General features: G+C 59.1%; 34 protein-coding genes. 28 read left to right on the forward strand and 6 right to left on the reverse strand.

All coding sequences use genetic code 11. The annotated features are described in order from the left end of the window. The first annotated feature begins 1 nt into the window (after position 1). The 7 genes from THL1_RS14740 to THL1_RS14770 all read left to right on the forward strand — a co-directional run bounded on the left by THL1_RS14740 (position 2) and on the right by THL1_RS14770 (position 4902). The gene (locus THL1_RS14740) at positions 2-388 is read left to right on the forward strand and encodes a RidA family protein (RefSeq protein WP_069083971.1); all 387 of its coding nucleotides are present in this window, start codon (positions 2-4) and stop codon (positions 386-388) included. Next, positions 388-1014, forward strand: a complete 627-nt coding sequence (locus THL1_RS14745; RefSeq protein WP_069083972.1) for an RraA family protein — start codon at positions 388-390, stop codon at positions 1012-1014. The genes THL1_RS14740 and THL1_RS14745 overlap by 1 nt, the downstream gene beginning before the upstream one ends. Before the next feature lie 312 nt (positions 1015-1326). After that, the gene (locus THL1_RS14750) at positions 1327-2106 is read left to right on the forward strand and encodes an ABC transporter substrate-binding protein (protein WP_069083973.1); all 780 of its coding nucleotides are present in this window, start codon (positions 1327-1329) and stop codon (positions 2104-2106) included. Positions 2107-2171: 65 nt separating this feature from the next. Next, on the forward strand, positions 2172-2885 hold the full coding sequence (locus tag THL1_RS14755; protein WP_069083974.1) for an ABC transporter permease: 714 nt from the start codon (positions 2172-2174) through the stop codon (positions 2883-2885). Beyond that, a complete protein-coding gene (locus THL1_RS14760) occupies positions 2878-3588 on the forward strand; it encodes an ABC transporter permease (RefSeq protein ID WP_069083975.1) in 711 nt (236 codons plus the stop codon). The genes THL1_RS14755 and THL1_RS14760 overlap by 8 nt, the downstream gene beginning before the upstream one ends. 62 nt (positions 3589-3650) lie before the next feature. Beyond that, a complete protein-coding gene (locus tag THL1_RS14765; RefSeq protein WP_069083976.1) occupies positions 3651-4412 on the forward strand; it encodes an ABC transporter ATP-binding protein in 762 nt (253 codons plus the stop codon). Between the two features lie 10 nt (positions 4413-4422). Beyond that, a complete protein-coding gene (locus tag THL1_RS14770; RefSeq protein ID WP_069083977.1) occupies positions 4423-4902 on the forward strand; it encodes an Lrp/AsnC family transcriptional regulator in 480 nt (159 codons plus the stop codon). A gap of 102 nt (positions 4903-5004) precedes the next feature. On the opposite strand, the gene alr is transcribed toward THL1_RS14770, so the two are convergent. Further along, a complete protein-coding gene (gene alr / locus THL1_RS14775) occupies positions 5005-6243 on the reverse strand; it encodes an alanine racemase (protein WP_069083978.1) in 1239 nt (412 codons plus the stop codon). A 347-nt stretch (positions 6244-6590) separates the two neighbouring features. Here alr and ctlX point away from each other — a divergent pair, with 347 nt between their 5' ends. The 5 genes from ctlX (at position 6591) to THL1_RS14805 (ending at position 10359) form a co-directional block, all read left to right on the forward strand. After that, the gene (ctlX, locus tag THL1_RS14780; RefSeq protein WP_069083979.1) at positions 6591-7517 is read left to right on the forward strand and encodes a citrulline utilization hydrolase CtlX; all 927 of its coding nucleotides are present in this window, start codon (positions 6591-6593) and stop codon (positions 7515-7517) included. A 17-nt stretch (positions 7518-7534) separates the two neighbouring features. Beyond that, the gene (astA, locus tag THL1_RS14785; RefSeq protein WP_069083980.1) at positions 7535-8578 is read left to right on the forward strand and encodes an arginine N-succinyltransferase; all 1044 of its coding nucleotides are present in this window, start codon (positions 7535-7537) and stop codon (positions 8576-8578) included. Continuing rightward, a complete protein-coding gene (locus THL1_RS14790; RefSeq protein WP_069083981.1) occupies positions 8575-8871 on the forward strand; it encodes a hypothetical protein in 297 nt (98 codons plus the stop codon). Before astA ends, THL1_RS14790 begins: the two co-directional genes overlap by 4 nt. 871 nt (positions 8872-9742) lie before the next feature. Then, positions 9743-10144: a hypothetical protein gene (locus THL1_RS14800; protein WP_069083983.1), complete on the forward strand. Its 402-nt coding sequence runs from the start codon at positions 9743-9745 to the stop codon at positions 10142-10144. Next, positions 10141-10359 carry a hypothetical protein gene (locus THL1_RS14805; RefSeq protein ID WP_069083984.1) on the forward strand — a complete coding sequence of 73 codons (219 nt, stop codon included), beginning with the start codon at positions 10141-10143 and terminating at the stop codon, positions 10357-10359. Before THL1_RS14800 ends, THL1_RS14805 begins: the two co-directional genes overlap by 4 nt. Positions 10360-10698: 339 nt before the next feature. Here THL1_RS14805 and THL1_RS14810 read toward each other — a convergent pair whose 3' ends face one another. Further along, on the reverse strand, positions 10699-10899 hold the full coding sequence (locus THL1_RS14810) for a hypothetical protein (RefSeq protein WP_069083985.1): 201 nt from the start codon (positions 10897-10899) through the stop codon (positions 10699-10701). Positions 10900-11008: 109 nt separating this feature from the next. Here THL1_RS14810 and THL1_RS14815 point away from each other — a divergent pair, with 109 nt between their 5' ends. From THL1_RS14815 to THL1_RS14855, 9 genes are all read left to right on the forward strand, one after another. After that, complete coding sequence (locus THL1_RS14815; RefSeq protein WP_069083986.1) at positions 11009-12049, forward strand: phage/plasmid replication protein, II/X family; 1041 nt, start codon at positions 11009-11011, stop codon at positions 12047-12049. Then, positions 12046-12297: a hypothetical protein gene (locus tag THL1_RS14820; RefSeq protein WP_069083987.1), complete on the forward strand. Its 252-nt coding sequence runs from the start codon at positions 12046-12048 to the stop codon at positions 12295-12297. The genes THL1_RS14815 and THL1_RS14820 overlap by 4 nt, the downstream gene beginning before the upstream one ends. A gap of 17 nt (positions 12298-12314) precedes the next feature. Beyond that, positions 12315-12632 carry a hypothetical protein gene (locus tag THL1_RS14825; protein ID WP_069083988.1) on the forward strand — a complete coding sequence of 106 codons (318 nt, stop codon included), beginning with the start codon at positions 12315-12317 and terminating at the stop codon, positions 12630-12632. A 243-nt stretch (positions 12633-12875) separates the two neighbouring features. Continuing rightward, a complete protein-coding gene (locus THL1_RS14830; protein ID WP_069083989.1) occupies positions 12876-13106 on the forward strand; it encodes a hypothetical protein in 231 nt (76 codons plus the stop codon). Beyond that, positions 13106-14479, forward strand: coding sequence for a hypothetical protein (locus THL1_RS14835; protein WP_145928300.1), 1374 nt, complete (start codon positions 13106-13108; stop codon positions 14477-14479). The genes THL1_RS14830 and THL1_RS14835 overlap by 1 nt, the downstream gene beginning before the upstream one ends. Beyond that, positions 14479-14793 (forward strand): DUF5455 family protein, encoded by a 315-nt coding sequence (locus THL1_RS29685; RefSeq protein WP_145928301.1) that lies wholly within the window; start codon positions 14479-14481, stop codon positions 14791-14793. Before THL1_RS14835 ends, THL1_RS29685 begins: the two co-directional genes overlap by 1 nt. Positions 14794-14849: 56 nt before the next feature. Continuing rightward, the gene (locus THL1_RS14840; protein ID WP_069083991.1) at positions 14850-15734 is read left to right on the forward strand and encodes a zonular occludens toxin domain-containing protein; all 885 of its coding nucleotides are present in this window, start codon (positions 14850-14852) and stop codon (positions 15732-15734) included. Between the two features lie 627 nt (positions 15735-16361). After that, entirely contained in the window at positions 16362-16763 is a 402-nt protein-coding gene (locus THL1_RS14850) for a hypothetical protein (protein ID WP_069083983.1), read from the forward strand. Then, a complete protein-coding gene (locus THL1_RS14855) occupies positions 16760-16978 on the forward strand; it encodes a hypothetical protein (RefSeq protein ID WP_069083984.1) in 219 nt (72 codons plus the stop codon). The genes THL1_RS14850 and THL1_RS14855 overlap by 4 nt, the downstream gene beginning before the upstream one ends. A gap of 339 nt (positions 16979-17317) precedes the next feature. On the opposite strand, the gene THL1_RS14860 is transcribed toward THL1_RS14855, so the two are convergent. Continuing rightward, positions 17318-17518 carry a hypothetical protein gene (locus THL1_RS14860; protein WP_069083985.1) on the reverse strand — a complete coding sequence of 67 codons (201 nt, stop codon included), beginning with the start codon at positions 17516-17518 and terminating at the stop codon, positions 17318-17320. A gap of 109 nt (positions 17519-17627) precedes the next feature. Here THL1_RS14860 and THL1_RS14865 point away from each other — a divergent pair, with 109 nt between their 5' ends. From THL1_RS14865 to THL1_RS14890, 7 genes are all read left to right on the forward strand, one after another. Beyond that, positions 17628-18668 (forward strand): phage/plasmid replication protein, II/X family, encoded by a 1041-nt coding sequence (locus THL1_RS14865; protein ID WP_069083986.1) that lies wholly within the window; start codon positions 17628-17630, stop codon positions 18666-18668. Continuing rightward, positions 18665-18916 (forward strand): hypothetical protein, encoded by a 252-nt coding sequence (locus THL1_RS14870; protein ID WP_069083987.1) that lies wholly within the window; start codon positions 18665-18667, stop codon positions 18914-18916. The genes THL1_RS14865 and THL1_RS14870 overlap by 4 nt, the downstream gene beginning before the upstream one ends. Before the next feature lie 17 nt (positions 18917-18933). Beyond that, the gene (locus THL1_RS14875) at positions 18934-19251 is read left to right on the forward strand and encodes a hypothetical protein (RefSeq protein ID WP_069083988.1); all 318 of its coding nucleotides are present in this window, start codon (positions 18934-18936) and stop codon (positions 19249-19251) included. 243 nt (positions 19252-19494) lie between these two features. Beyond that, positions 19495-19725: a hypothetical protein gene (locus tag THL1_RS14880; RefSeq protein WP_069083989.1), complete on the forward strand. Its 231-nt coding sequence runs from the start codon at positions 19495-19497 to the stop codon at positions 19723-19725. Next, positions 19725-21098, forward strand: coding sequence for a hypothetical protein (locus tag THL1_RS14885; protein WP_145928300.1), 1374 nt, complete (start codon positions 19725-19727; stop codon positions 21096-21098). The genes THL1_RS14880 and THL1_RS14885 overlap by 1 nt, the downstream gene beginning before the upstream one ends. Beyond that, positions 21098-21412, forward strand: a complete 315-nt coding sequence (locus THL1_RS29690; RefSeq protein ID WP_145928301.1) for a DUF5455 family protein — start codon at positions 21098-21100, stop codon at positions 21410-21412. Before THL1_RS14885 ends, THL1_RS29690 begins: the two co-directional genes overlap by 1 nt. Positions 21413-21468: 56 nt before the next feature. Then, positions 21469-22353 carry a zonular occludens toxin domain-containing protein gene (locus tag THL1_RS14890; RefSeq protein WP_069083991.1) on the forward strand — a complete coding sequence of 295 codons (885 nt, stop codon included), beginning with the start codon at positions 21469-21471 and terminating at the stop codon, positions 22351-22353. 481 nt (positions 22354-22834) lie between these two features. Here the strand turns inward: THL1_RS14890 and THL1_RS14900 are convergent, their stop codons facing one another. The 3 genes from THL1_RS14900 to THL1_RS14910 form a co-directional block, all read right to left on the reverse strand. Next, positions 22835-23347 carry a hypothetical protein gene (locus tag THL1_RS14900; RefSeq protein ID WP_069083993.1) on the reverse strand — a complete coding sequence of 171 codons (513 nt, stop codon included), beginning with the start codon at positions 23345-23347 and terminating at the stop codon, positions 22835-22837. Then, positions 23344-23523 (reverse strand): hypothetical protein, encoded by a 180-nt coding sequence (locus THL1_RS14905; protein WP_069083994.1) that lies wholly within the window; start codon positions 23521-23523, stop codon positions 23344-23346. Before THL1_RS14905 ends, THL1_RS14900 begins: the two co-directional genes overlap by 4 nt. 514 nt (positions 23524-24037) lie before the next feature. Further along, a complete protein-coding gene (locus THL1_RS14910; protein ID WP_083245893.1) occupies positions 24038-24247 on the reverse strand; it encodes a hypothetical protein in 210 nt (69 codons plus the stop codon). Between the last annotated feature and the right edge of the window lie 24 nt (positions 24248-24271).

Here is a 24271-nt window from a genome sequence, read left to right on the forward strand (position 1 = left end):
CATGAAACGCATCAACGCCGCTCCCGGCACCATCGGCCCGGTCGGTCCTTACTCACAGGCCGTGGTCAGCGGCCATCTGGTGTTCACCGCCGGACAGATTCCCGCCTTTGGCAGCTTGGACGAACAGCCCGCCAGCTTCACCGAGCAGGTGCGGCAGACCTTCGCCAACCTGTCGGCCATCCTCGAAGAGGCCGGTTCCAGCCTGGACCACATCGTCAAGGTCAATGCCTACCTCACCGATCCGGCGCAGCTGGAGCCCTTCAATCAGGTTTATCGCGAGATCCTCGGCCATGCGCCGCCTGCGCGCACCACCGTCTGCGTCTCGCTGTGGGGCGTCTCGCTGGAAATCGAGTGCGTCGCCGAGTTGATCGATGGGGGAGGCCGCTGATGGACATCGACTCCATGCTGGCGCAATTGCGCGAGGTCAGCTTCGCCACCCTCGGCCACTTCCTGGAGCAGGGTTTCGTCAGCCATGAGATTCGCGCCCTGGTGCCCGATGTCCGCGTGATCGGCCGGGCCGTCACTCTGCGGGTCGCCCAGGCCGATGCCATTGCGGTGAACCGCGCCCTGGCCAGCCTGAAGCCCGGTGATGCGCTAGTGATTGACATGGCCGGCGACCACCAGCACGCCTGCGTGGGCGCCGTGACCCAGTGCGCGGCACAGTGCTCCGGAGCGGTGGGCATCGTGGTGGACGGCGTGGTCACCGATCTGGCCGAGCTGCGCGCCGCCGGCCTGCCGGTGTTTGCACGGGGCAGCAGCCAACTCACCACTAAGCTGGTGGGCACCTCGGCCAGCGCGCTGAACGTACCGGTGATCTGCGGCGGCGTGCCGGTGCAGCCCGGTGACCTGGTGCTGGCGGACGACAACGGCGTGGTGATCCTGCCACCCGAAATCGTGGCTGGGGTCATCGACCAGGCCTTGGCCTCGGACCGCTCCGAGCCGCAACTGCTGGCCCGGCTGCGGGCCGGTGAGCCGCTGGAGTGCGTGCTGCTCATGCAGGCCCCGAAAGGCTGAATCCCGGCTCCGGCGCCGTCTTGGCGGCGTCGGAGCCGACTTGTGCCGTGAGCGCGACAGATTCGGCTGCGCATGGTTGTTCAACAGCCGAAAGTGGCTGTGCAGAAGCGGTTTTACGACACCAACGGGGGTGGCGGCGGAGGCATTCTGGCGCCGTCCGCCCAGTCTCCCGCAACGAGGCGGACAGCCCCCGCGGCAACAACAAGAACCGGATGCAACGCATCCACCGATCCACCTTCGCTGCCCTGTTGAAAAGTGCTGGCCGAGCCCATTCGGTCGGCGATAAATCCAATCAAAGCTGGGACCCTGCTCATGAACATCAAATGGTTGGCCTTGTCCGCTATCACCCTCGTCCTGTCCTCCGGCGCCGCCATGGCCAAGGAGTGGAAGGAAATCCGCTTCGGCGTGAACCCTGCTTACCCGCCCTTCGAATCCACCGCGCCTGACGGCTCGCTGCAGGGTTTCGACATCGACCTGGGCAATGCCATCTGCGCCGAACTCAAGGTCAAGTGCACCTGGGTGACCAACGACTTCGACGGGCTCATTCCCTCGCTGAAGGCGCGCAAGATCGATGCCGTGCTGTCCTCCATGACCGTTACCGAACCGCGCAAGAAGCAGATCGACTTCTCCGACCGCTTGTTCTCCGGTCCCACGTCCATCGTCACCCGCAAGGGCTCGGGCCTGGAGCCCACCGCCGAATCCCTCAAGGGCAAGGCCATCGGCTTCCAGCAGGGCACGATCCAGGAGGCCTATGCCAAGGCGAAGCTGGCGCCCGGTGGCGTGCAGCTCAAGGCCTACCAGAACCAGGACCAGGTCTACGCGGACCTGGTGTCCGGCCGTCTTGACGCCTCCATCCAGGACATGCTCGAAGCCGAGCTGAGCTTCCTCAAGTCGCCCCAGGGCGCCGACTTCCAGAGCAGCAAGGGCATCAGCGACCCGATGGTGCCCTCGGAAATCGCCATCGGCCTGCGCAAGGGTGACGAGGAGCTGAAGACGCTGATCAACAAGGCCATCGCGGCCATGCACGCCAACGGCACCTATCGGGAGATCCAGCGCAAGCACTTCGGTGAGCTGGACCTCTACAACAACTGACCACGCCTTGGCCGCGCGGCTGCTCCCCCGGCAGTCGCGCGGCGTTTTCAATCAGGTAGGCAACCGTGAACAATCTCCTTCCTTTCCTGGACTTGCAGGGCTTCGGACCGCTGCTCCTGCACGGCACCTGGGTCACCCTGAAACTGTCCCTGCTGTCACTGGCGCTGAGCGTCGGCATCGGCCTGTTGGGCGCCGCCGCCAAATTGTCGCCCCTAGCACTGCTGCGGATTCCGGCGACCCTCTACACCACCCTGATCCGAGGCATCCCCGACCTGGTGCTGATGCTGCTGATCTTCTATAGCCTGCAGGGCTGGCTGAGCGGCCTGACGGACGCCATGGGCTGGGACTACATTGACGTCGACCCCTTCGCCGCCGGCATCGTCACCCTCGGCTTCATCTACGGCGCCTATTTCACCGAGACCTTCCGTGGCGCCATCCTCTCGGTGCCGCGCGGCCAGCTTGAGGCGGCAACGGCCTATGGCCTGGGCCCACTGCAACGCTTCGTTCACGTGCTCTTCCCGCAGATGATGCGCTTCGCCTTGCCGAGCCTCGGCAACAACTGGCTGGTGCTGCTCAAGGCCACTGCACTGGTGTCGATCATCGGCCTGGCCGATGTGGTCAAGGTCGCCCAGGACGCCGGCAAGACCACCTTCAACATGCTGTTTTTCCTGATCCTCGCGGCACTGCTCTATCTGGTCATCACGAGCGCTTCCAATGTCGTCCTGCGCTGGCTCGAAGCGCGCTACAACGTCGGCGTAAGGGGACACAGCCATGATTGAACTGATCCAGGAGTACTGGCGGCCCTTCCTCTACAGCGATGGCTACAACACCACTGGCCTGGCGATGACGCTTTGGCTGCTCTGCTTCTCCCTGGCCCTGGGTTTCGTGCTTTCGGTGCCGCTGGCCATCGCGCGTACTTCGCGTTGCCGGCTGTTGCGCTGGCCGGTGCAGTTCTTCACCTACCTGTTCCGCGGCACGCCGCTCTACATCCAGTTGCTGATCATCTACACCGGCATTTACGGCATCGCCGCCGTGCGCGCGCAGCCGGTGCTGGATGCCTTCTTCCGCGACGCGATGAACTGTACGCTGCTGGCCTTCACCCTGAACACCTGCGCCTACACCGTCGAGATCTTCGCCGGTGCCATCCGCAGCATTCCCCATGGCGAAATCGAGGCGGCGCGAGCCTACGGACTCAGCGGCTGGCGCCTCTATGCGCGGGTGATCATCCCCTCGGCCCTGCGTCGGGCGCTGCCGTACTACAGCAACGAGGTGATCCTCATGCTTCACGCGACCTCGGTGGCCTTCACCGCCACCATCCCGGACATCCTGAAGATCGCCCGGGACGCCAACGCCGCGACCTTCCTGACCTTCCAATCGTTCGGCATCGCCGCGCTGTTCTACCTGGGCCTGACCTTCGCCTTCGTCGGGCTGTTCCGACTGGCCGAGCGGCGCTGGCTGGCCTTCCTCGGGCCCGCCCATTGAATCCCTTCCTCATCTGCGAACAAAAGCGCTGTGCCCAGGCAGCACAGCCATTGGAGTGCCTTATGTACAAGCTGACAGTAGAAGCGCTGCACAAGCGATATGGCGACAATGAAGTGCTCAAGGGCGTCTCGCTCAATGCCAGGACGGGCGACGTGGTGAGCATGATCGGTGCCAGCGGGTCGGGTAAGAGCACCATGCTGCGCTGCATCAACTTCCTCGAGCAGCCGGACGAGGGCGCCATCGCCCTGGACGGCGAAGCCATCCGCATGCGCGGGCCGGCCGGAGCCATGCGCCCGGCCTGCGACAAGCAGCTGCAGAAGCTGCGTACCCGCCTGGCCATGGTGTTCCAGCACTTCAACCTGTGGAGCCACCTGAGCGTGCTGGACAACATCACCCTGGCGCCCATCCGCGTTCTCGGCGTCAGCCGCAAGGAAGCTGAAGAGCGCGCCCGCACCTACCTGGACAAGGTGGGCTTGCCATCCCGCGTGGTGGGGCAGTATCCGGCCTTCCTCTCCGGCGGCCAGCAGCAACGGGTGGCGATCGCTCGCGCGCTGGCGATGGAGCCGGAGGTCATGCTCTTCGACGAACCCACTTCTGCGCTGGACCCGGAATTGGTGGGTGAGGTACTGAAGGTGATCCAGGCATTGGCCGAGGAAGGGCGTACGATGCTGATGGTGACCCACGAAATGGAATTTGCCCGGCGGGTATCGAGCCAGGTCCTGTTCCTGCACCAGGGGCGTGTCGAGGAGCAGGGGAGTGCGGAAATCCTCGACAAGCCGCAAAGCGAGCGGCTGCAGCAGTTCCTTTCTGGCCGACTGAAGTGAGGTGGGAGCGATGATCGAGTCAGGGGATTCGTCCATCTCGCTGGATCGCATCGACCAGGCGATCATCGAGGTACTGCGCCATGACGGGCGCATTACCTACCAGAAACTTTCAGAGCGTGTCCATCTTACGCCGCGCCCGTGCCTGGAGCGGGTGCGCAAGCTGGAACGGATGGGCGTGATCCGGGGTTACTCGGCCATTATCGATCAGCGCAAGCTGACGCCGGGTCTGTCGCTGCTGGTGCTGGTGGCCCTCTCCAACCAGAGTGGCCGAGCCGCGCAGAAAGCCTTCGAAGCCAAGGTGCGCGGTTGCCCGCAGGTGCTGGAGTGCCGCCTGATCAGCGGCGCCTTCGACTACAGCCTGCGTATGCGCTGCCGGGACATGGAGCACTATCGTGTGCTGACGGAAACCTGGTTCAACGACCCCGAGCTGCACATCGACAAACTGGTCAGCCACCCCGAACTGGCCATGGTCAAGACGGCGAAGGAGTAGCCGCCTGGCGGTGTAGTGGGGCTACGGTCTGCTCTTCGCGAATGAATTCACTCCCACAGGTTACGGAGCAGGCGCGCCGCTCTCGGGCGGCGCGCCAGCCCGTCACTCCGCTTTCAATACCTTCGGATTCGAATTGCCCCAGACCGTGTAGAGGTCCGCCAACAGCGCGCCGTTGATGGCTTCCAGCTCGGCCTGGGTGATCTCGTCCTTGCCTTGCTTGCCGTAGAGCACCACTTCATCGCCGGGTTTCACCCCCTGGATGTCGGTGACGTCGACCATCAGGGTGTTCATGGTGACCTTGCCGATCACCCGCGCCCGCTGCCCGTTGATCAGCACTGAGGCCCTGTTGGAGAACGCGCGGCGGTAGCCGTCCGAGTAGCCGGCGGGAATGTTGGCAATGAGTGAATCCCGGGTCAGGGTGTAGGTGCGGTCGTAACTGATGCTGCTGCCGGCCTGATAGGCGTTGACCGAGGCCACCTGCGATTTGAACTGCATGACCCGTTGGAACTCATCGTGGCCGCCCACCGGGTAGCCATACAGCGCGGCGCCGGGGCGGACCATGTCCAGCCAGCCTTCGGGGACTTCCAGGGTGGTGAAGGTATTGGCGCAGTGCAGCAGGACCTTGCTGCGATCCAGCTTCGCTTGCTCGATCAGCCAAGTGGACTGCTCCTTGAAGCGGGCGAGGCCTTGGAGCACGTCCTCGCGCTCTTCCACTGGGAAGTGCGTCATGATGCCGACCACCTTCAGATAAGGCAGGGTGGCCATCTCGACCGCATCTTTCCGGCCCTGGGCCGTGCCCACTTCCAGGCCGTTGCGGCCCATGCCGGCCGAATTCAGCGCCAGGTGCACCGCCAGCTTGCGGCCATTGCGGTGGGCCAGGGCGTCCAGCTGGCGGGCGACTTCCAGGTTGCCGACCATTTCGTCCATCCGGTAGGGCAGGGCGTCTTCCATCTCGCCCAGGCTGGCGGTGCGCAGGCGCATCAGGCGGCCCTTGAAGCCCTTTTCCCGGACGATGCGGGCTTCTTCGTTGCTGGCGACGCCGATGCATTCGATGCCCATGCGGATGGCCGAAGGCACCAACAGGGCGATGCCGGTGCCATAGGCATCGGCCTTCATAACCGCGCAGACCTGGCTCTTGCCAGCCACCAGTTTCTGGATGCGGTCGATGTTGCTCTCGAAGGCGGCATGGTCGATTTCCAGCCAGGCATTGCTTTCGGCCATGCGCGCGGCGGCGGGTGCGTTGTCGCGGGTGGCGTCCAGTAGGGGGGCTGCGTGGGAGAGGCCGGCGCTGCCGGCGATGGCCAGGGCGATGGCCAGGCGGCTCAGGGTGTGTCGGGTCATATCTAGCTTCCGTTCTTGTCGATGGGACGGGCTGCCGGCGCCCTCAGGGGCCGGAAGCCCGCCGTGGAAGTCTCCCGGATGACCCGGGGCGAAACCTGTCGTGTGGAGGTCCTTGCACGGCGGATCGGGTCGTTGCGGATGCGTGGACGACAGCTTGCGCTGGGCCCAGCCTTGTGGGGCGCATGGCCGCTGGGCGCGCTCGGGGACAGCCCTGAAGGCCGCGGCCGAATCCGCTGTCACGCGGCCAGTTTCGGCGTTCCTGGTCGCCGGCACGGGCCAGATCAGCCGGGTTTGCAGCGGCGTCGACGGGAGAATGGGCCCCAACATCCACCCCATGAAGCGTCCCCATGCAAACCACCAATACCGTCCTGATGATTCGGCCCACCCGTTTCACCTTCAACCTGGATACCGCCGGCAACAACAGGTTCCAGCAACGGATTCTGACGCCGGAAGAGGCCCAGGTCCGAGCCCTGGAAGAGTTCGACGGTTATGTCGCGGCCCTGCGCGAACAGGGCGTGGACGTGCTGGTGGCCCAGGACAGCGACGCCCCTCATACACCGGACTCGATCTTCCCCAACAACTGGTGGAGCAGCCATGCCGACGGCACCCTGGCGCTCTACCCGATGGAGGGGCACAACCGTCGGCTCGAACGCAGCAAGGGCGTGCTGGAGAACCTGCTGCAGGACTACCGAATCGAGCGGGTGCTGGACTTCACCGAGATGGAAGAGCAGGGGATGTACCTCGAAGGCACCGGCAGCATGGTGCTCGATCGCCAGCACCACATCTGCTACGCCGGCTACTCCAGCCGGACTCACGCCAAGGCGTTGCGCCATTTCGTCGAGCAGTTCGGCTACAACCTCTGCGCCTTCCATGCGCAGGACCGCCAGGGTGTGGCCATCTACCACACCAACGTCATGATGAGCGTCGGCACCAGCCTGGCCGTGGCCTGCCTGGACTCGCTCAGCGTCGCTGGCGAGCGCACCTCGCTGGAAACCCAGTTGCGCGCCACCGGCAAGGACATCCTCGCCCTTAATTGGGACCAGTTGGAATCCTTCGCCGGCAACATGCTGGAAGTGCACAACCGAGCTGGCGAGCCGATCCTAGTGATGTCGCGCACCGCCTGGAGCTCCCTCAGCTCCGCCCAGCGCGCGCTCATCGAGCGCCATGCCCAGCCCCTGTCGGTGAACATCGACACCATCGAGCGCATTGGCGGTGGCAGCGCGCGCTGCATGCTGGCTGAGGTGCACCTGCCACGAAAATCGGCCCAGGCCTGAAGGGCGGAGGACAACGCATGATCGTTCGACCCGTTTGCCGCGCGGACCTACCGGCCCTGCTCGAACTGGCGCGCAGCGCCGGGACCGGGCTCACCACCTTGCCGGCGGACCCGGCGCGTCTCGAACATCGGGTTTCCTGGGCGGAACGGACTTTCGCCGGGGACGCCGAGCGGGCGGATGCCGACTACCTGTTCGTGCTGGAAAACGATGCCGGCGAAGTAGTTGGCATCTCCGCCTTGGCCGGTGCAGTGGGCCTGCGCGAGCCCTGGTACAACTTCCGTGTCGGCCTCACGGTCGGCGCCTCTCCGAGCCTCGGCATAAACCGGCAGATGCCGACCCTGTTCCTCGGCAATGATCTGACAGGTCACTCGGAGCTCTGCTCGCTGTTCCTCCATGCCGACCACCGCAGCGGACTCAATGGCCGACTGTTGTCCAAGGCGCGCTTCATGTTTCTTGCCGAGTACCCCCAGCTGTTCGGCCGCACGGTGATCGCCGAGATGCGCGGCTACTCCGACGAGAACGGGCTGTCGCCTTTCTGGGAAGGCTTGGGCCGGCACTTCTTCAAGATGGAGTTCGCCCGCGCCGATTTTCTGACCGGCATCGGCAATAAGTCCTTCATCGCCGAATTGATGCCCAGGTTTCCGCTCTACACCTGCTTCCTGTCGGAGTCCGCCCGCGCGGTGATCGGCCGTGTACACCCGAACACCGAGCCGGCCCTGGGTATGCTCAAGGCGGAAGGCTTCGAGCATCGGGACTTCATCGACATCTTCGACGCCGGCCCGGTGATCGAATGCGACGTGGCCAAGGTCCGCGCGGTGCGCGAGAGTCGCGAGCTGGTCCTGAGCTTGGGTACGCCCGGCGACGGCGCCGAGGTCTTTCTCATCCACAACCGCCAACTGGCTGGCTGCCGTATCACCGCAGCCCCGGCCCGCGTTGCCGCTGGCAGCCTGGTGGTGGATAGGGGGACCGCAAAACGCCTGAAACTTGCCGCAGGCTCGCTGGTGCGTGCCGTCCCCCTCTCACCACGCAAAGCGGCTACCGGACAAGGTGCAGCGGCATGAGCGAATTCCGCTTCGTCAACGGCGCTCCGAGAAGGATGCTGCTGGTGATCGAGCCCCGCTCCAGCGAGTTCTGGATCAAGAGCAAGGCCACGGTGCAGGTGCTGGTGGAGGACGACGACCAGGCCATGGCGCTGGACGTGGAGTACCTGCCCAACGGCTTGGTTATCTATGTGGAGGAGGGCCGGCAGGTCGAAGTCCGGGAGGATGGGCGCCTGTTGGGGCTGGACAAGCGCTCCCGCCGGCTCGGGCAACGGCTCAATGGGTTGCCCAGCCTCCCCGAGGTCGTCCTGTAGGTCGTGAGATTTCGGCATTCAGCAGTCGGTGAGGCAGGCGTGTTCACACCTGCGAAGTGCCGGTGTGTTGGCCGTGGTTCGGGCTCCATCCAATGGAAAGCGGCTGGCCCACCATGGATGGGTACGACTGAGCGACTGGCGGCTAGGCGGCCGACGACAGCGGCGTTCGCTTGTCTGGCAGTCTGGAACTGCATGACTGGCTGGTGGAGCTGGAGGCGGAGCTAGGAGATGAAATGAACCTACCGCTGCGACGGGGTCGGCAAGACCCGGCAATGGCTGTATCTGCGTAGTGCCGTCGCCAAGTCGTTGGAGCAGGTGCATACCATCCACGGAGGTTGAGCGATTGATACCCACATTCGCCAGCTTCTGGATACCGATCCTGGGCGCAGTCGCTCTGATCCTTGGTTTCGCATAATGGACGGCGTTACGTTGAGCGGGGTCCGGACACTGGCGTAGCCTTCCGGGCCTCGCGTAACGTAATGGCGATTATGCGCAAGCCTATCCCCCTCTCTATCCCCTCTAATCTCGTCCAGGATGCGCGCTTGTACGCTCCGGGGCGTGATGACCTGGACTCGGTCTGTTACGTGCTCCAGGACTATCCCAGGCTCGTTTCTGAGGTGCGTCAGTTACGCCGTCGCGTCCAGGACCTGGACCGGGAGTCCTCCGACTTCGATGCTCGCCTTGAGGCGCTCCAGGAAGCGTGCCGGGCAATCCTGGACCTCTGACTGGTACCATTTTCGTCCTCGAGCAGCTGCACCAGGTTGATATTTTGGTACCAGAGCGCTTGATCCTATCGATAGGAATTGGTACCTTTTTGTCGAACCCGGGTTCGTCCTGGATCTCGCAATTGGTACCAAATGGAGAATTGAAAATGCTGATCAAGATCCCGGACGCCGATGACGCCTTCGTCGAAAAGCTCAAGCGCCAGACCGGCACGTCGACCGGCTCCAAGGCATATGCCAAGGCTGCCGCTGAGTTCGACTACCTGGTGAAAACCGTTGAGTGGCAGAAGCGAGAGATTGCCCGCCTGGAAGAGCTGGTCGCCGTTCGTGACCAGACGATTAAGGGCGCCCGATCTGCGGCCATCCTGCTGCTGGAGGCGACAGGGCAGGGCGATCTACTCGGTGATTTGGTACCAGAATCATCGCCAGATCGGCGCCGGCCAGCGCCTGCAGGTGATGAAGTTGGTACCGAAAGCAGGCTCACGCCCCAGGCCGGGGAGACGATGGATCACTTTCTGGCCCGGCTGAATCGGCAGGGGCGTCAGTCATGACTGTTGATGATCTGGCTGCGATCGAGGATGCCCTCAAGGCCGTTCGCTGGGCTTCCGATTGGGAGTCCCTTGCATTCGATGGCGGCAACTACACCGGGATATTGATGACGCTCCGGCGGCTTGGTCGCATCACTGACGATGAGGTCAAGCTGGTTGATGCGCTGTACTCCAGCGCCTGTGACTTTAGTCGCGAGCGTTGCGCTGCCGGGGATTGAATAGGTACCAAAAACCACGCCGGCGCCGCGGTCCTGGAAGAGATTCTGGGACCAAACCTCCCGCCCCTCGGTGCGCGTCCGCGACCACTCCGGCCGCCGCCGCTCCGAACCCACCTCGCGCCATGATTACCCTCAGCTGCCCACGGCGGCGTCACACATAGCACGCCAGGAAGGCCCATTGCGGGCCTGCAACCCTCCGAGGAATAACTCGCCGGTCTAGCCCAGCTTGCTGGATTTCGTCGCTCAGGCGCACTCCTGGGGGCCTTCCAGGCGCGCCTCGGAGCAGGGTGAAAGTCGGGTACTGGTGATACCCGACTTTTGTCCCATTTTGGGAATTCCTCAGTCCTTCCCGAGCACCTCTTCTCGGTACTTCAGGACGTCCTTGGTGGTCAGCTCGTGCAGGTACTTCCACAGCACTGCATTCACCAGGTCGGCTTCTGCGACGTCCTCCCTTGTCTCGACGATCATGCTGATCCTGCGCTCCTTGATCACTTCTACGAACTCGTCTCTGACGCGGTATGGCTTGGTCAAGTTGGTCATTTCCTGTTGTTCCTCTGACGCCGGTTATCTTGTCACACGTTGCACTGTTACACGTTACAGCGTATAAACCCTTCCATCCTGTAACGTGTAACGCTGTAACGGACGACAGATGATCGATTGGATCGCGGCACTTCTGGAGCTTCACCACGCCCCTCTGAGCAGCGGGGCGGTCGTGTGTATCGAAGCCGATGGAACGGTTGCTTGGGAGACTCCCCGCAAGATGCTGGTGAGGGGCTCCCACGATTCCACCCTGCACATCCGCAGCGTAGGCGGTGACGGCAAAGGCAATGCCACTCACCTGTATATCGATGGCAATCCGAGCAAATGGCTCCAGGGGCATAACCTTGTTGGTTCCGATGATCTCCTCTCACTCGTGTTCGATGCGTTTACGCGCCTGTGCTCCCTGGTGGGGGTTGAGCCTACTGACATTGAGCGTCAGAAGGTCAGGGCAGGGCAGTACCGTGTTACCCGAATCGATTACAACCGAATGTTCGAACTTCCAAGCCGGGCCGATGTTCGCGCCTGGCTGCGTGCGGGCGAGTTCAAGTGTAAGTCTCGTCATGGGCGGCCTGTCGCTAACAGAGGGACGCTAACTTTCGGTAAGGGTTCCTCGCATTGGTCTGTTGTTTGTTACTGCAAGGCTGACGAAGTAACAGCGGGTGGCTCTCATAAGCTGCCCGAAGACTTTCACCAATTCCCTGAAATCTATGAATGGCTCGACAATAAGTTGCGTGTTGAGCTTCGTCTGCGCTCAAAGAAGTTAAAAGCGCTCGGCCTGGAGATGGCCAAATCACTCACCCCGGCGGCTCTATGGGCTCTGTACCGCCAGTTTATTGGGGAACTTGATATGTCAGAGCAAATTGAACTCAATAGCGAACAACTCCTAGCCCTTCCTAACAAGGTGCGCGGTACTTATGCGCTTTGGAAGCAAGGGCATGACCTTAAAGAGATGATGCCTAACGGTACTTATTACCGGCATCGTGAAGTTCTTATGGGTTTTGGAATTGACATTAACATTCGCTGCGATCGTCGCGACGACTCGAATGTCATTCCGATGATTCGCGTCCTGGAAGCAAAGCCTGCGGCTATTCCTTCCTTCTTCTTCGAAAAGAATCTGGTTCATTTCTCCACCAGGAGGGCTCAAGCATGAAGAGCATGTTTGACAGCTATTTTGGCGGAAAGATCGATTCCAGGTCTGTGATGCAAGACAAGATTCGCAAGATGGAAGTGACCGGTAGTGTTATTGCCGAAACGCTCCAGGTCGTCGAGTCCAGGACTCCGGCTGAAATCCTTTCTGATCGCGTTCAACTCGCGAAGGAAAAGAAGTGGCAAGTTGTCGCTTCGCGCAGTAGTGGCGCCCCGTTCCTGGGCGACGCCTTTGTTACGCCTAACTCTTAATTATCCTGGAGCAACTCATGTCGAACGTATTTATTAAAGTCTCCGTAACTGCCTCCTGCACTTTCCGCAGCGGCACTTCCGGCAAAGGCAATCCCTACTGCATGGCTGAGGCCTATGCGCATCTTCCGGGCTGCGACTTCCCGCAGAAGTTCTCGTACTACTGCAAGTCTCAACAGGAAGTTCTACCGGTGGGCGATTATGAAGTTCCGCTGACCGGCGAAGTTAAAGATGGTCGCGTTGTGTTCGACCTGGATCCGCGCCAGGGTCGTCGTGTTTCTTCTTCGGAAGTTCGTCAGGCTCAGCCCGTTAAGCCCGCTGCTGCGGCCCAGGCTTAAAGGGTAGGGCGCTTATATGGAGATCACACTTACCGATCTCTATTACTTGATCGCTGCACTTGCCGTTATTGGGTGCTTCGGTCACGGATTCTCGGCAGGGAGTAGCAACTAATGGACCTTGCCTTGATAGCCGCCGGTGGCTGCGTTGTTGCGTGGTTCACCGGCTACGCCTTCGGATCGCTCAAGCGGTTCTTCCGGCGGATCTTCTCTCGTTCCACCAACTGACCCTGGAGGGTCGCAACTATGAAACAACTGAAATCGCTGTTCGTTGCCGGTGCCGCTGTTGCTGCTTCCGCTGCCGCTCCGGCCTTCGCCGCTGGTGAAGTCGCTGCTGGCATCACTGCTGTGCAGACCGAAGTTACTACCTACATCGGCCTGGGCATCACTGCCGCCTTCGCGCTCCTGGCCCTGAGCCTGGCGCCCGATATCGGTATCGGCCTGGTCAAGAAGTGGGTTCGGAAGGGCGCCAAGTAATGAACAGGGCGACCAGTCTTCTCTGGGCGACTACGGTCGCCCTTGTTCTTTCTGCAGGGCCAGTTTATGCCGGCAAGAAAGTTGTTCAATTCCCGAATAAGATTCAGCACACCCGCGTTATTTCGCACGACGCATTAAATACAGTTGTTGAAAGTAATAATGTTCCCGAACAATCGTTGAGTAACCGCGACGGAAGTAGTGTTGTAAAGTTCAAGCCCAAGGCAGTAAAGAAAGCCCCGAAAGCTCCAATTAAAGAGCGCATGAAGAATGTGCTTAAGTCGAAGCCGACGCAGGTCGTTTTGCAGGTCGCAATTATGGGCGCTTTAACGGCGGTCGATTGGGTTATGAGCGACGACAATACAAAGCTCCAGAAGAAGGAATCGACGCTCGATAGCACGCAAGTAGGGGGGAATGCGTCTGGATTCGACCCCCAGTACATCTGTGGAAACATGACGGCGGCGCAGACGCTCAGCAAAATCACGGTGGTGACATACAACGGCGCGACCTATGCCGTTGCGGTGTTCCCGGCCACCGCGTCCGCTGCGTGGAGCGGTCCGAGCGGCTATACCGCGTCGCCTAACAACTGCACGCAGACGGCTAAGGGGTACGCCCCAAACGCGCAGGGATATTGGCCGATGTCCAGGGCGAGGACTATTAGCCTTGCGGACATCACTACCACGAAGAAAGACCTTTCAGAGTCCGATTTCGACACATTCGTGAACTCGTTCGACAGCAAATCTGCCGCAGACTATGAGGGCATCTACAATGCCTTTGCGGCGATAGATCCAGAGATTGGGATGTTTCTTCCTGATTACCTGACAGCTCCGGATGGAACTTTTGTTCAGGCAATGTCCTCTCCGTTGCGTCAAACGCAAATTGCTCGGCTCAACCCGGATGGTTCTACAAGTCGTTTGACCAGGAAGGAATGGTCTGACTTCGTTCTGAACTATAACAACGCCTCTCCTACCATTGATTACAAGGTCACGAACAAGACAGAAGTAACCAATGAAGCCGGTCAGAAAGTAGAAGAGGAGAGTGTGACTGAGGAAGACCAGGGCGAAGAATCTATGCCGGAACTTTCACCAGTCCTGGAGCAAGCAAATAAGCCCCTGGAGAACTGGGCAACTGAGATCAAGACTCCCCCTAGTTCGACCACCGGAGGCATTTCTTATCCGGTGCTCTTTACGTATGGCGGCACCTGTAGCGTTGCGCCAATCGTTCTTCCGGTTATTGGAAGTTACAGCCTTGACTCAATCTGCGTGGCGGTTAACGAGTGGGTTAAGCCGATTCTGGCCGTTATGTTTGCTGCCTGGTCGGTTCTCCATATCTTTGGGTTGTGGCGTGAAACCACTCTTAATGTGAGGCCGACATAATGAAGATGATTGCTGTATTGCTTGCTTCCATATTCGGCAAAGTTGGTGAGTTCCTGGTTGCTAGGCTAGGGGCCAGACTGGCGATTAGAACTGCTGTTGTAACTGCTTGGATTGCCGCTGCCGTTGCTTTTACCGCCGGCCTTAACGGAATCATCATGGGCATTGCTCTAAGTGTCCCTCAAGTTGTTCAAAATGCTCTGGCCTGCCTCCCGTCGAACACCGGCCCTTGTATAGCGGCCATTGGCGCCAGTCATGCCGCTGCATGGGTCTATACGCAAGTTACCGCTATCGCGTCCGTTAAGGGCCGTATTTAAAAAGACTCCCCGCGGCCCCGTAGGGGTTGGGGGGAGTCTTTACCTGGAGGATTCTCATGGCCGTCTATTTCGTTACTGGTCGACTTGGATCTGGCAAGTCCCTTGCCTGCGTTGACAAGATCCGTGAATACCTGGCTGCAGGTCGCCGGGTGGCAACCAACTTGGATTTGCACCTGGACGAGATGTTCACATTGCATAAGGCCACGGCTACTCGTCTTCCAGACAAGCCGCGACCCCAGGATATGGAAGCGCTAGGGGAGGGCTATCAAGCCGAGGATCCCCGCGACTATGACGAAAAGCGTTTCGGCCTGATTGTCCTGGATGAGTGTGGTACCTGGTTGAATACGCGCGAATGGAATGATAAAGAGCGTCGCAAGTTGATTGATTGGTTCCTTCATGCCAGGAAACTTCGTTGGGACGTTATGTTTCTTATCCAGGACATTGAGTCCTGTGATGCTCAGATTGTTCGTAGTCTTTGCGAGCACCTGGTCATTTGTCGTCGCCTGGATCGTTTTAAAGTTATGGGAATCAAGTTGCCGCGCATGCACATTGCTAATGTGTATTACGGGCGCACTGCTGAAGTTCGTGTCGAGAAGTGGATGTATCGCGGTGAAGACTTGTTTAACTGCTATGACACGCGTCAGGTGTTTCGTGACTCCACGTTGTTTACTGACAACGGTCCTGTAGACATGCGTGCGCCTTACACGATGCTCAGTGGCTGGCATCTGAAGGGGCGCTACCTGGAGCCGGATAAGCCTAAGCTTCCTTGGCGGCAGAAGCTCCTGGGCTTGTTGCTGTTGCCGCTGGTGGTTACCTGGATGCTGGTTGACCCGTCGAGCTGCAAACGGCACTGTTTCCGCCCCGGAACTTTCACCAGGAGCAAGGATGAACCCGAAACCGGATCCCGATGTGTTGGCCGCCAAGATGCGGCGCCGGCTTGAGCGAGCGTTTCCCGTCGATCGTGACGGTGGTGGTTCTGATAGGCCTGGCCGGTTTGGTCAGGCCTTGTTGCTTCTGGCGATTGGCTTCGCGCTGGGCTACTGGTGGGCGTCTCACTGATCGCGCAAACCAGGGGGAACGGCGCAGCCGTCACCCCCTAGGGTTTCGCATAATGGACGGCGTTACGTTGAGCGGGGTCCGGACACTGGCGTAGCCTTCCGGGCCTCGCGTAACGTAATGGCGATTATGCGCAAGCCTATCCCCCTCTCTATCCCCTCTAATCTCGTCCAGGATGCGCGCTTGTACGCTCCGGGGCGTGATGACCTGGACTCGGTCTGTTACGTGCTCCAGGACTATCCCAGGCTCGTTTCTGAGGTGCGTCAGTTACGCCGTCGCGTCCAGGACCTGGACCGGGAGTCCTCCGACTTCGATGCTCGCCTTGAGGCGCTCCAGGAAGCGTGCCGGGCAATCCTGGACCTCTGACTGGTACCATTTTCGTCCTCGAGCAGCTGCACCAGGTTGATATTTTGGTACCAGAGCGCTTGATCCTATCGATAGGAATTGGTACCTTTTTGTCGAACCCGGGTTCGTCCTGGATCTCGCAATTGGTACCAAATGGAGAATTGAAAATGCTGATCAAGATCCCGGACGCCGATGACGCCTTCGTCGAAAAGCTCAAGCGCCAGACCGGCACGTCGACCGGCTCCAAGGCATATGCCAAGGCTGCCGCTGAGTTCGACTACCTGGTGAAAACCGTTGAGTGGCAGAAGCGAGAGATTGCCCGCCTGGAAGAGCTGGTCGCCGTTCGTGACCAGACGATTAAGGGCGCCCGATCTGCGGCCATCCTGCTGCTGGAGGCGACAGGGCAGGGCGATCTACTCGGTGATTTGGTACCAGAATCATCGCCAGATCGGCGCCGGCCAGCGCCTGCAGGTGATGAAGTTGGTACCGAAAGCAGGCTCACGCCCCAGGCCGGGGAGACGATGGATCACTTTCTGGCCCGGCTGAATCGGCAGGGGCGTCAGTCATGACTGTTGATGATCTGGCTGCGATCGAGGATGCCCTCAAGGCCGTTCGCTGGGCTTCCGATTGGGAGTCCCTTGCATTCGATGGCGGCAACTACACCGGGATATTGATGACGCTCCGGCGGCTTGGTCGCATCACTGACGATGAGGTCAAGCTGGTTGATGCGCTGTACTCCAGCGCCTGTGACTTTAGTCGCGAGCGTTGCGCTGCCGGGGATTGAATAGGTACCAAAAACCACGCCGGCGCCGCGGTCCTGGAAGAGATTCTGGGACCAAACCTCCCGCCCCTCGGTGCGCGTCCGCGACCACTCCGGCCGCCGCCGCTCCGAACCCACCTCGCGCCATGATTACCCTCAGCTGCCCACGGCGGCGTCACACATAGCACGCCAGGAAGGCCCATTGCGGGCCTGCAACCCTCCGAGGAATAACTCGCCGGTCTAGCCCAGCTTGCTGGATTTCGTCGCTCAGGCGCACTCCTGGGGGCCTTCCAGGCGCGCCTCGGAGCAGGGTGAAAGTCGGGTACTGGTGATACCCGACTTTTGTCCCATTTTGGGAATTCCTCAGTCCTTCCCGAGCACCTCTTCTCGGTACTTCAGGACGTCCTTGGTGGTCAGCTCGTGCAGGTACTTCCACAGCACTGCATTCACCAGGTCGGCTTCTGCGACGTCCTCCCTTGTCTCGACGATCATGCTGATCCTGCGCTCCTTGATCACTTCTACGAACTCGTCTCTGACGCGGTATGGCTTGGTCAAGTTGGTCATTTCCTGTTGTTCCTCTGACGCCGGTTATCTTGTCACACGTTGCACTGTTACACGTTACAGCGTATAAACCCTTCCATCCTGTAACGTGTAACGCTGTAACGGACGACAGATGATCGATTGGATCGCGGCACTTCTGGAGCTTCACCACGCCCCTCTGAGCAGCGGGGCGGTCGTGTGTATCGAAGCCGATGGAACGGTTGCTTGGGAGACTCCCCGCAAGATGCTGGTGAGGGGCTCCCACGATTCCACCCTGCACATCCGCAGCGTAGGCGGTGACGGCAAAGGCAATGCCACTCACCTGTATATCGATGGCAATCCGAGCAAATGGCTCCAGGGGCATAACCTTGTTGGTTCCGATGATCTCCTCTCACTCGTGTTCGATGCGTTTACGCGCCTGTGCTCCCTGGTGGGGGTTGAGCCTACTGACATTGAGCGTCAGAAGGTCAGGGCAGGGCAGTACCGTGTTACCCGAATCGATTACAACCGAATGTTCGAACTTCCAAGCCGGGCCGATGTTCGCGCCTGGCTGCGTGCGGGCGAGTTCAAGTGTAAGTCTCGTCATGGGCGGCCTGTCGCTAACAGAGGGACGCTAACTTTCGGTAAGGGTTCCTCGCATTGGTCTGTTGTTTGTTACTGCAAGGCTGACGAAGTAACAGCGGGTGGCTCTCATAAGCTGCCCGAAGACTTTCACCAATTCCCTGAAATCTATGAATGGCTCGACAATAAGTTGCGTGTTGAGCTTCGTCTGCGCTCAAAGAAGTTAAAAGCGCTCGGCCTGGAGATGGCCAAATCACTCACCCCGGCGGCTCTATGGGCTCTGTACCGCCAGTTTATTGGGGAACTTGATATGTCAGAGCAAATTGAACTCAATAGCGAACAACTCCTAGCCCTTCCTAACAAGGTGCGCGGTACTTATGCGCTTTGGAAGCAAGGGCATGACCTTAAAGAGATGATGCCTAACGGTACTTATTACCGGCATCGTGAAGTTCTTATGGGTTTTGGAATTGACATTAACATTCGCTGCGATCGTCGCGACGACTCGAATGTCATTCCGATGATTCGCGTCCTGGAAGCAAAGCCTGCGGCTATTCCTTCCTTCTTCTTCGAAAAGAATCTGGTTCATTTCTCCACCAGGAGGGCTCAAGCATGAAGAGCATGTTTGACAGCTATTTTGGCGGAAAGATCGATTCCAGGTCTGTGATGCAAGACAAGATTCGCAAGATGGAAGTGACCGGTAGTGTTATTGCCGAAACGCTCCAGGTCGTCGAGTCCAGGACTCCGGCTGAAATCCTTTCTGATCGCGTTCAACTCGCGAAGGAAAAGAAGTGGCAAGTTGTCGCTTCGCGCAGTAGTGGCGCCCCGTTCCTGGGCGACGCCTTTGTTACGCCTAACTCTTAATTATCCTGGAGCAACTCATGTCGAACGTATTTATTAAAGTCTCCGTAACTGCCTCCTGCACTTTCCGCAGCGGCACTTCCGGCAAAGGCAATCCCTACTGCATGGCTGAGGCCTATGCGCATCTTCCGGGCTGCGACTTCCCGCAGAAGTTCTCGTACTACTGCAAGTCTCAACAGGAAGTTCTACCGGTGGGCGATTATGAAGTTCCGCTGACCGGCGAAGTTAAAGATGGTCGCGTTGTGTTCGACCTGGATCCGCGCCAGGGTCGTCGTGTTTCTTCTTCGGAAGTTCGTCAGGCTCAGCCCGTTAAGCCCGCTGCTGCGGCCCAGGCTTAAAGGGTAGGGCGCTTATATGGAGATCACACTTACCGATCTCTATTACTTGATCGCTGCACTTGCCGTTATTGGGTGCTTCGGTCACGGATTCTCGGCAGGGAGTAGCAACTAATGGACCTTGCCTTGATAGCCGCCGGTGGCTGCGTTGTTGCGTGGTTCACCGGCTACGCCTTCGGATCGCTCAAGCGGTTCTTCCGGCGGATCTTCTCTCGTTCCACCAACTGACCCTGGAGGGTCGCAACTATGAAACAACTGAAATCGCTGTTCGTTGCCGGTGCCGCTGTTGCTGCTTCCGCTGCCGCTCCGGCCTTCGCCGCTGGTGAAGTCGCTGCTGGCATCACTGCTGTGCAGACCGAAGTTACTACCTACATCGGCCTGGGCATCACTGCCGCCTTCGCGCTCCTGGCCCTGAGCCTGGCGCCCGATATCGGTATCGGCCTGGTCAAGAAGTGGGTTCGGAAGGGCGCCAAGTAATGAACAGGGCGACCAGTCTTCTCTGGGCGACTACGGTCGCCCTTGTTCTTTCTGCAGGGCCAGTTTATGCCGGCAAGAAAGTTGTTCAATTCCCGAATAAGATTCAGCACACCCGCGTTATTTCGCACGACGCATTAAATACAGTTGTTGAAAGTAATAATGTTCCCGAACAATCGTTGAGTAACCGCGACGGAAGTAGTGTTGTAAAGTTCAAGCCCAAGGCAGTAAAGAAAGCCCCGAAAGCTCCAATTAAAGAGCGCATGAAGAATGTGCTTAAGTCGAAGCCGACGCAGGTCGTTTTGCAGGTCGCAATTATGGGCGCTTTAACGGCGGTCGATTGGGTTATGAGCGACGACAATACAAAGCTCCAGAAGAAGGAATCGACGCTCGATAGCACGCAAGTAGGGGGGAATGCGTCTGGATTCGACCCCCAGTACATCTGTGGAAACATGACGGCGGCGCAGACGCTCAGCAAAATCACGGTGGTGACATACAACGGCGCGACCTATGCCGTTGCGGTGTTCCCGGCCACCGCGTCCGCTGCGTGGAGCGGTCCGAGCGGCTATACCGCGTCGCCTAACAACTGCACGCAGACGGCTAAGGGGTACGCCCCAAACGCGCAGGGATATTGGCCGATGTCCAGGGCGAGGACTATTAGCCTTGCGGACATCACTACCACGAAGAAAGACCTTTCAGAGTCCGATTTCGACACATTCGTGAACTCGTTCGACAGCAAATCTGCCGCAGACTATGAGGGCATCTACAATGCCTTTGCGGCGATAGATCCAGAGATTGGGATGTTTCTTCCTGATTACCTGACAGCTCCGGATGGAACTTTTGTTCAGGCAATGTCCTCTCCGTTGCGTCAAACGCAAATTGCTCGGCTCAACCCGGATGGTTCTACAAGTCGTTTGACCAGGAAGGAATGGTCTGACTTCGTTCTGAACTATAACAACGCCTCTCCTACCATTGATTACAAGGTCACGAACAAGACAGAAGTAACCAATGAAGCCGGTCAGAAAGTAGAAGAGGAGAGTGTGACTGAGGAAGACCAGGGCGAAGAATCTATGCCGGAACTTTCACCAGTCCTGGAGCAAGCAAATAAGCCCCTGGAGAACTGGGCAACTGAGATCAAGACTCCCCCTAGTTCGACCACCGGAGGCATTTCTTATCCGGTGCTCTTTACGTATGGCGGCACCTGTAGCGTTGCGCCAATCGTTCTTCCGGTTATTGGAAGTTACAGCCTTGACTCAATCTGCGTGGCGGTTAACGAGTGGGTTAAGCCGATTCTGGCCGTTATGTTTGCTGCCTGGTCGGTTCTCCATATCTTTGGGTTGTGGCGTGAAACCACTCTTAATGTGAGGCCGACATAATGAAGATGATTGCTGTATTGCTTGCTTCCATATTCGGCAAAGTTGGTGAGTTCCTGGTTGCTAGGCTAGGGGCCAGACTGGCGATTAGAACTGCTGTTGTAACTGCTTGGATTGCCGCTGCCGTTGCTTTTACCGCCGGCCTTAACGGAATCATCATGGGCATTGCTCTAAGTGTCCCTCAAGTTGTTCAAAATGCTCTGGCCTGCCTCCCGTCGAACACCGGCCCTTGTATAGCGGCCATTGGCGCCAGTCATGCCGCTGCATGGGTCTATACGCAAGTTACCGCTATCGCGTCCGTTAAGGGCCGTATTTAAAAAGACTCCCCGCGGCCCCGTAGGGGTTGGGGGGAGTCTTTACCTGGAGGATTCTCATGGCCGTCTATTTCGTTACTGGTCGACTTGGATCTGGCAAGTCCCTTGCCTGCGTTGACAAGATCCGTGAATACCTGGCTGCAGGTCGCCGGGTGGCAACCAACTTGGATTTGCACCTGGACGAGATGTTCACATTGCATAAGGCCACGGCTACTCGTCTTCCAGACAAGCCGCGACCCCAGGATATGGAAGCGCTAGGGGAGGGCTATCAAGCCGAGGATCCCCGCGACTATGACGAAAAGCGTTTCGGCCTGATTGTCCTGGATGAGTGTGGTACCTGGTTGAATACGCGCGAATGGAATGATAAAGAGCGTCGCAAGTTGATTGATTGGTTCCTTCATGCCAGGAAACTTCGTTGGGACGTTATGTTTCTTATCCAGGACATTGAGTCCTGTGATGCTCAGATTGTTCGTAGTCTTTGCGAGCACCTGGTCATTTGTCGTCGCCTGGATCGTTTTAAAGTTATGGGAATCAAGTTGCCGCGCATGCACATTGCTAATGTGTATTACGGGCGCACTGCTGAAGTTCGTGTCGAGAAGTGGATGTATCGCGGTGAAGACTTGTTTAACTGCTATGACACGCGTCAGGTGTTTCGTGACTCCACGTTGTTTACTGACAACGGTCCTGTAGACATGCGTGCGCCTTACACGATGCTCAGTGGCTGGCATCTGAAGGGGCGCTACCTGGAGCCGGATAAGCCTAAGCTTCCTTGGCGGCAGAAGCTCCTGGGCTTGTTGCTGTTGCCGCTGGTGGTTACCTGGATGCTGGTTGACCCGTCGAGCTGCAAACGGCACTGTTTCCGCCCCGGAACTTTCACCAGGAGCAAGGATGAACCCGAAACCGGATCCCGATGTGTTGGCCGCCAAGATGCGGCGCCGGCTTGAGCGAGCGTTTCCCGTCGATCGTGACGGTGGTGGTTCTGATAGGCCTGGCCGGTTTGGTCAGGCCTTGTTGCTTCTGGCGATTGGCTTCGCGCTGGGCTACTGGTGGGCGTCTCACTGATCGCGCAAACCAGGGGGAACGGCGCAGCCGTCACCCCCTAGGGTTTCGCATAATCGTAACGTTACGTTTAATCGGCTTCGGACAATGCTGTAAGCTCCGAGGCCGATTTAATGTAACGTCTTTATGCGATGCCTCTTCTCGACATACCCGACCATATCGCCCGCGATGCCTTGCTCTACGCGCCCCAGCGGCACGTAGAGGACGCCGTAACCCATATTTTAGTGGACTACCCGAGGCTGGTTGCCGAGGTTCGTAAACTGCGGAGTAGGGTGGCCCAGTTGGACCGGGAGGGCGCCGATTTCGACGCTAGGTTGGAAGCCCTGCAAGCGGCCTGCAGGGCGATTATGGATATTTAGCGTTACGTTACGCTTTCGTTTTCGACTTCTTGAAGGTGAATATCTCTCCAGCCGGTATCGCTCTCCAGGTGGTGCCTGGGTTTCGTTCGGCTCGCTCCCGTGCAAAGTCGATTGCGTAATGCTTTTCGGTTGGTTCGCCAATCTTTTCCCAGACCCTCATGCCCAGGAATTTGCATTCGACGTTGTAGGCCGGCTCTGCGGCCTGTTTGCCGTAGCGCTTTGACTTCTCGATGGCTAGCTCGTTGCCCATGGCGTCTGCACGGGCCTCGGCCAGTTCCAGCTTGGATTTCAGGTCGTTCACTTCTGCCCAAGCCTCCGCCAGTCGGTCTGCCAGGTATTGCATGTCTTCGGCTGGCTTCTCGGTTTTTTCGTTACGTTGCGCTTTAGCGCGTTCCCTGTAGGCCTTCTGCCGCTCAGCGTTGCTCAGGGCTTTTCCGGTGGTCGGACGCCCACGCTTCGGCTTGGTCGGCTGCTCGTCCAGGGGCAGGGGCTGGGTCTGTTTGTCCTGGGCGTCGATCATGCTTCATCCCCTTTGCGCGGCTTGTATTGCGGAATCGCGAAGACAAGGCCAAAAAGAGCCGTGACGGCGCACGCAAGCCAGGACGTTTCCGAGTAGAGCCAGTACCACAACGGCCAGGCCAATATCGACACCAGGACAAACAGCAGCGGCCCTTTCAAAGACCAGTGAATTTTCATTGCGGGGACTCCATTCCGGGTGGGCATGGAGTAATTATAGTAACGTAACGATAAATAGGCCAGCGTTACGTAACGATAAATACGACCGTTCGTCTGAATATCCGTTACGTTACGCAAAATGAATTTCGCCGCCTCGACTGCCCGCAGGGCATTAGGCGCCCGCACGGCCTGGACTGTTCCCGCTGCGGTTCCTGCGCCGACACCCGCGAAGCGGCCGCACTCCGGGCAATGAAAAGGCCCCCAGCGGACCGGTCGCCCGATGGAGGCCTATTCGCGTAACTCGCCCTGGTCGCCGCGCAACGACCACCCCGCGCCCTGATTTCCAACCCTGCCGCGTGCCGATCTGGCCGGGTGGCAGTCTCCCAGGACGGCCAGCGGCTGAGTGGCCAACGCTCATGGAATTAGCGGGCGTTCCGCGGCGCTTTGGCTGGTGCTTCGCCCTGGTCGCGTAGCGGGCAGGGTCCACCATCTCTAATGGTGGACTTTTGTCTCATGGTGAGACTTTTGGGGTGGGTTACCGCACGTCGAGGGTTAGGCTTCCTTCTTCACCTACCTCAACGTAAGTGACTGATTTCTCAAGCAAAAAGTGAGCTAGCTCACTGTCCTTGATGGGCTGACGGCCCTGCTTGATCAGTAACTTATTGATTTCAATGCATTTTTTCCGCAACAGCTCTTGTTCTGTCGCGGTCAGTCGCAGCGTCGCAGGCATAGTGCCATTACCCATCGTCGGAAATCCTCCAAAAGTCTA

The sequence above is a fragment of the Pseudomonas sp. TCU-HL1 genome, from assembly GCF_001708505.1.
Lineage (GTDB): Bacteria > Pseudomonadota > Gammaproteobacteria > Pseudomonadales > Pseudomonadaceae > Metapseudomonas.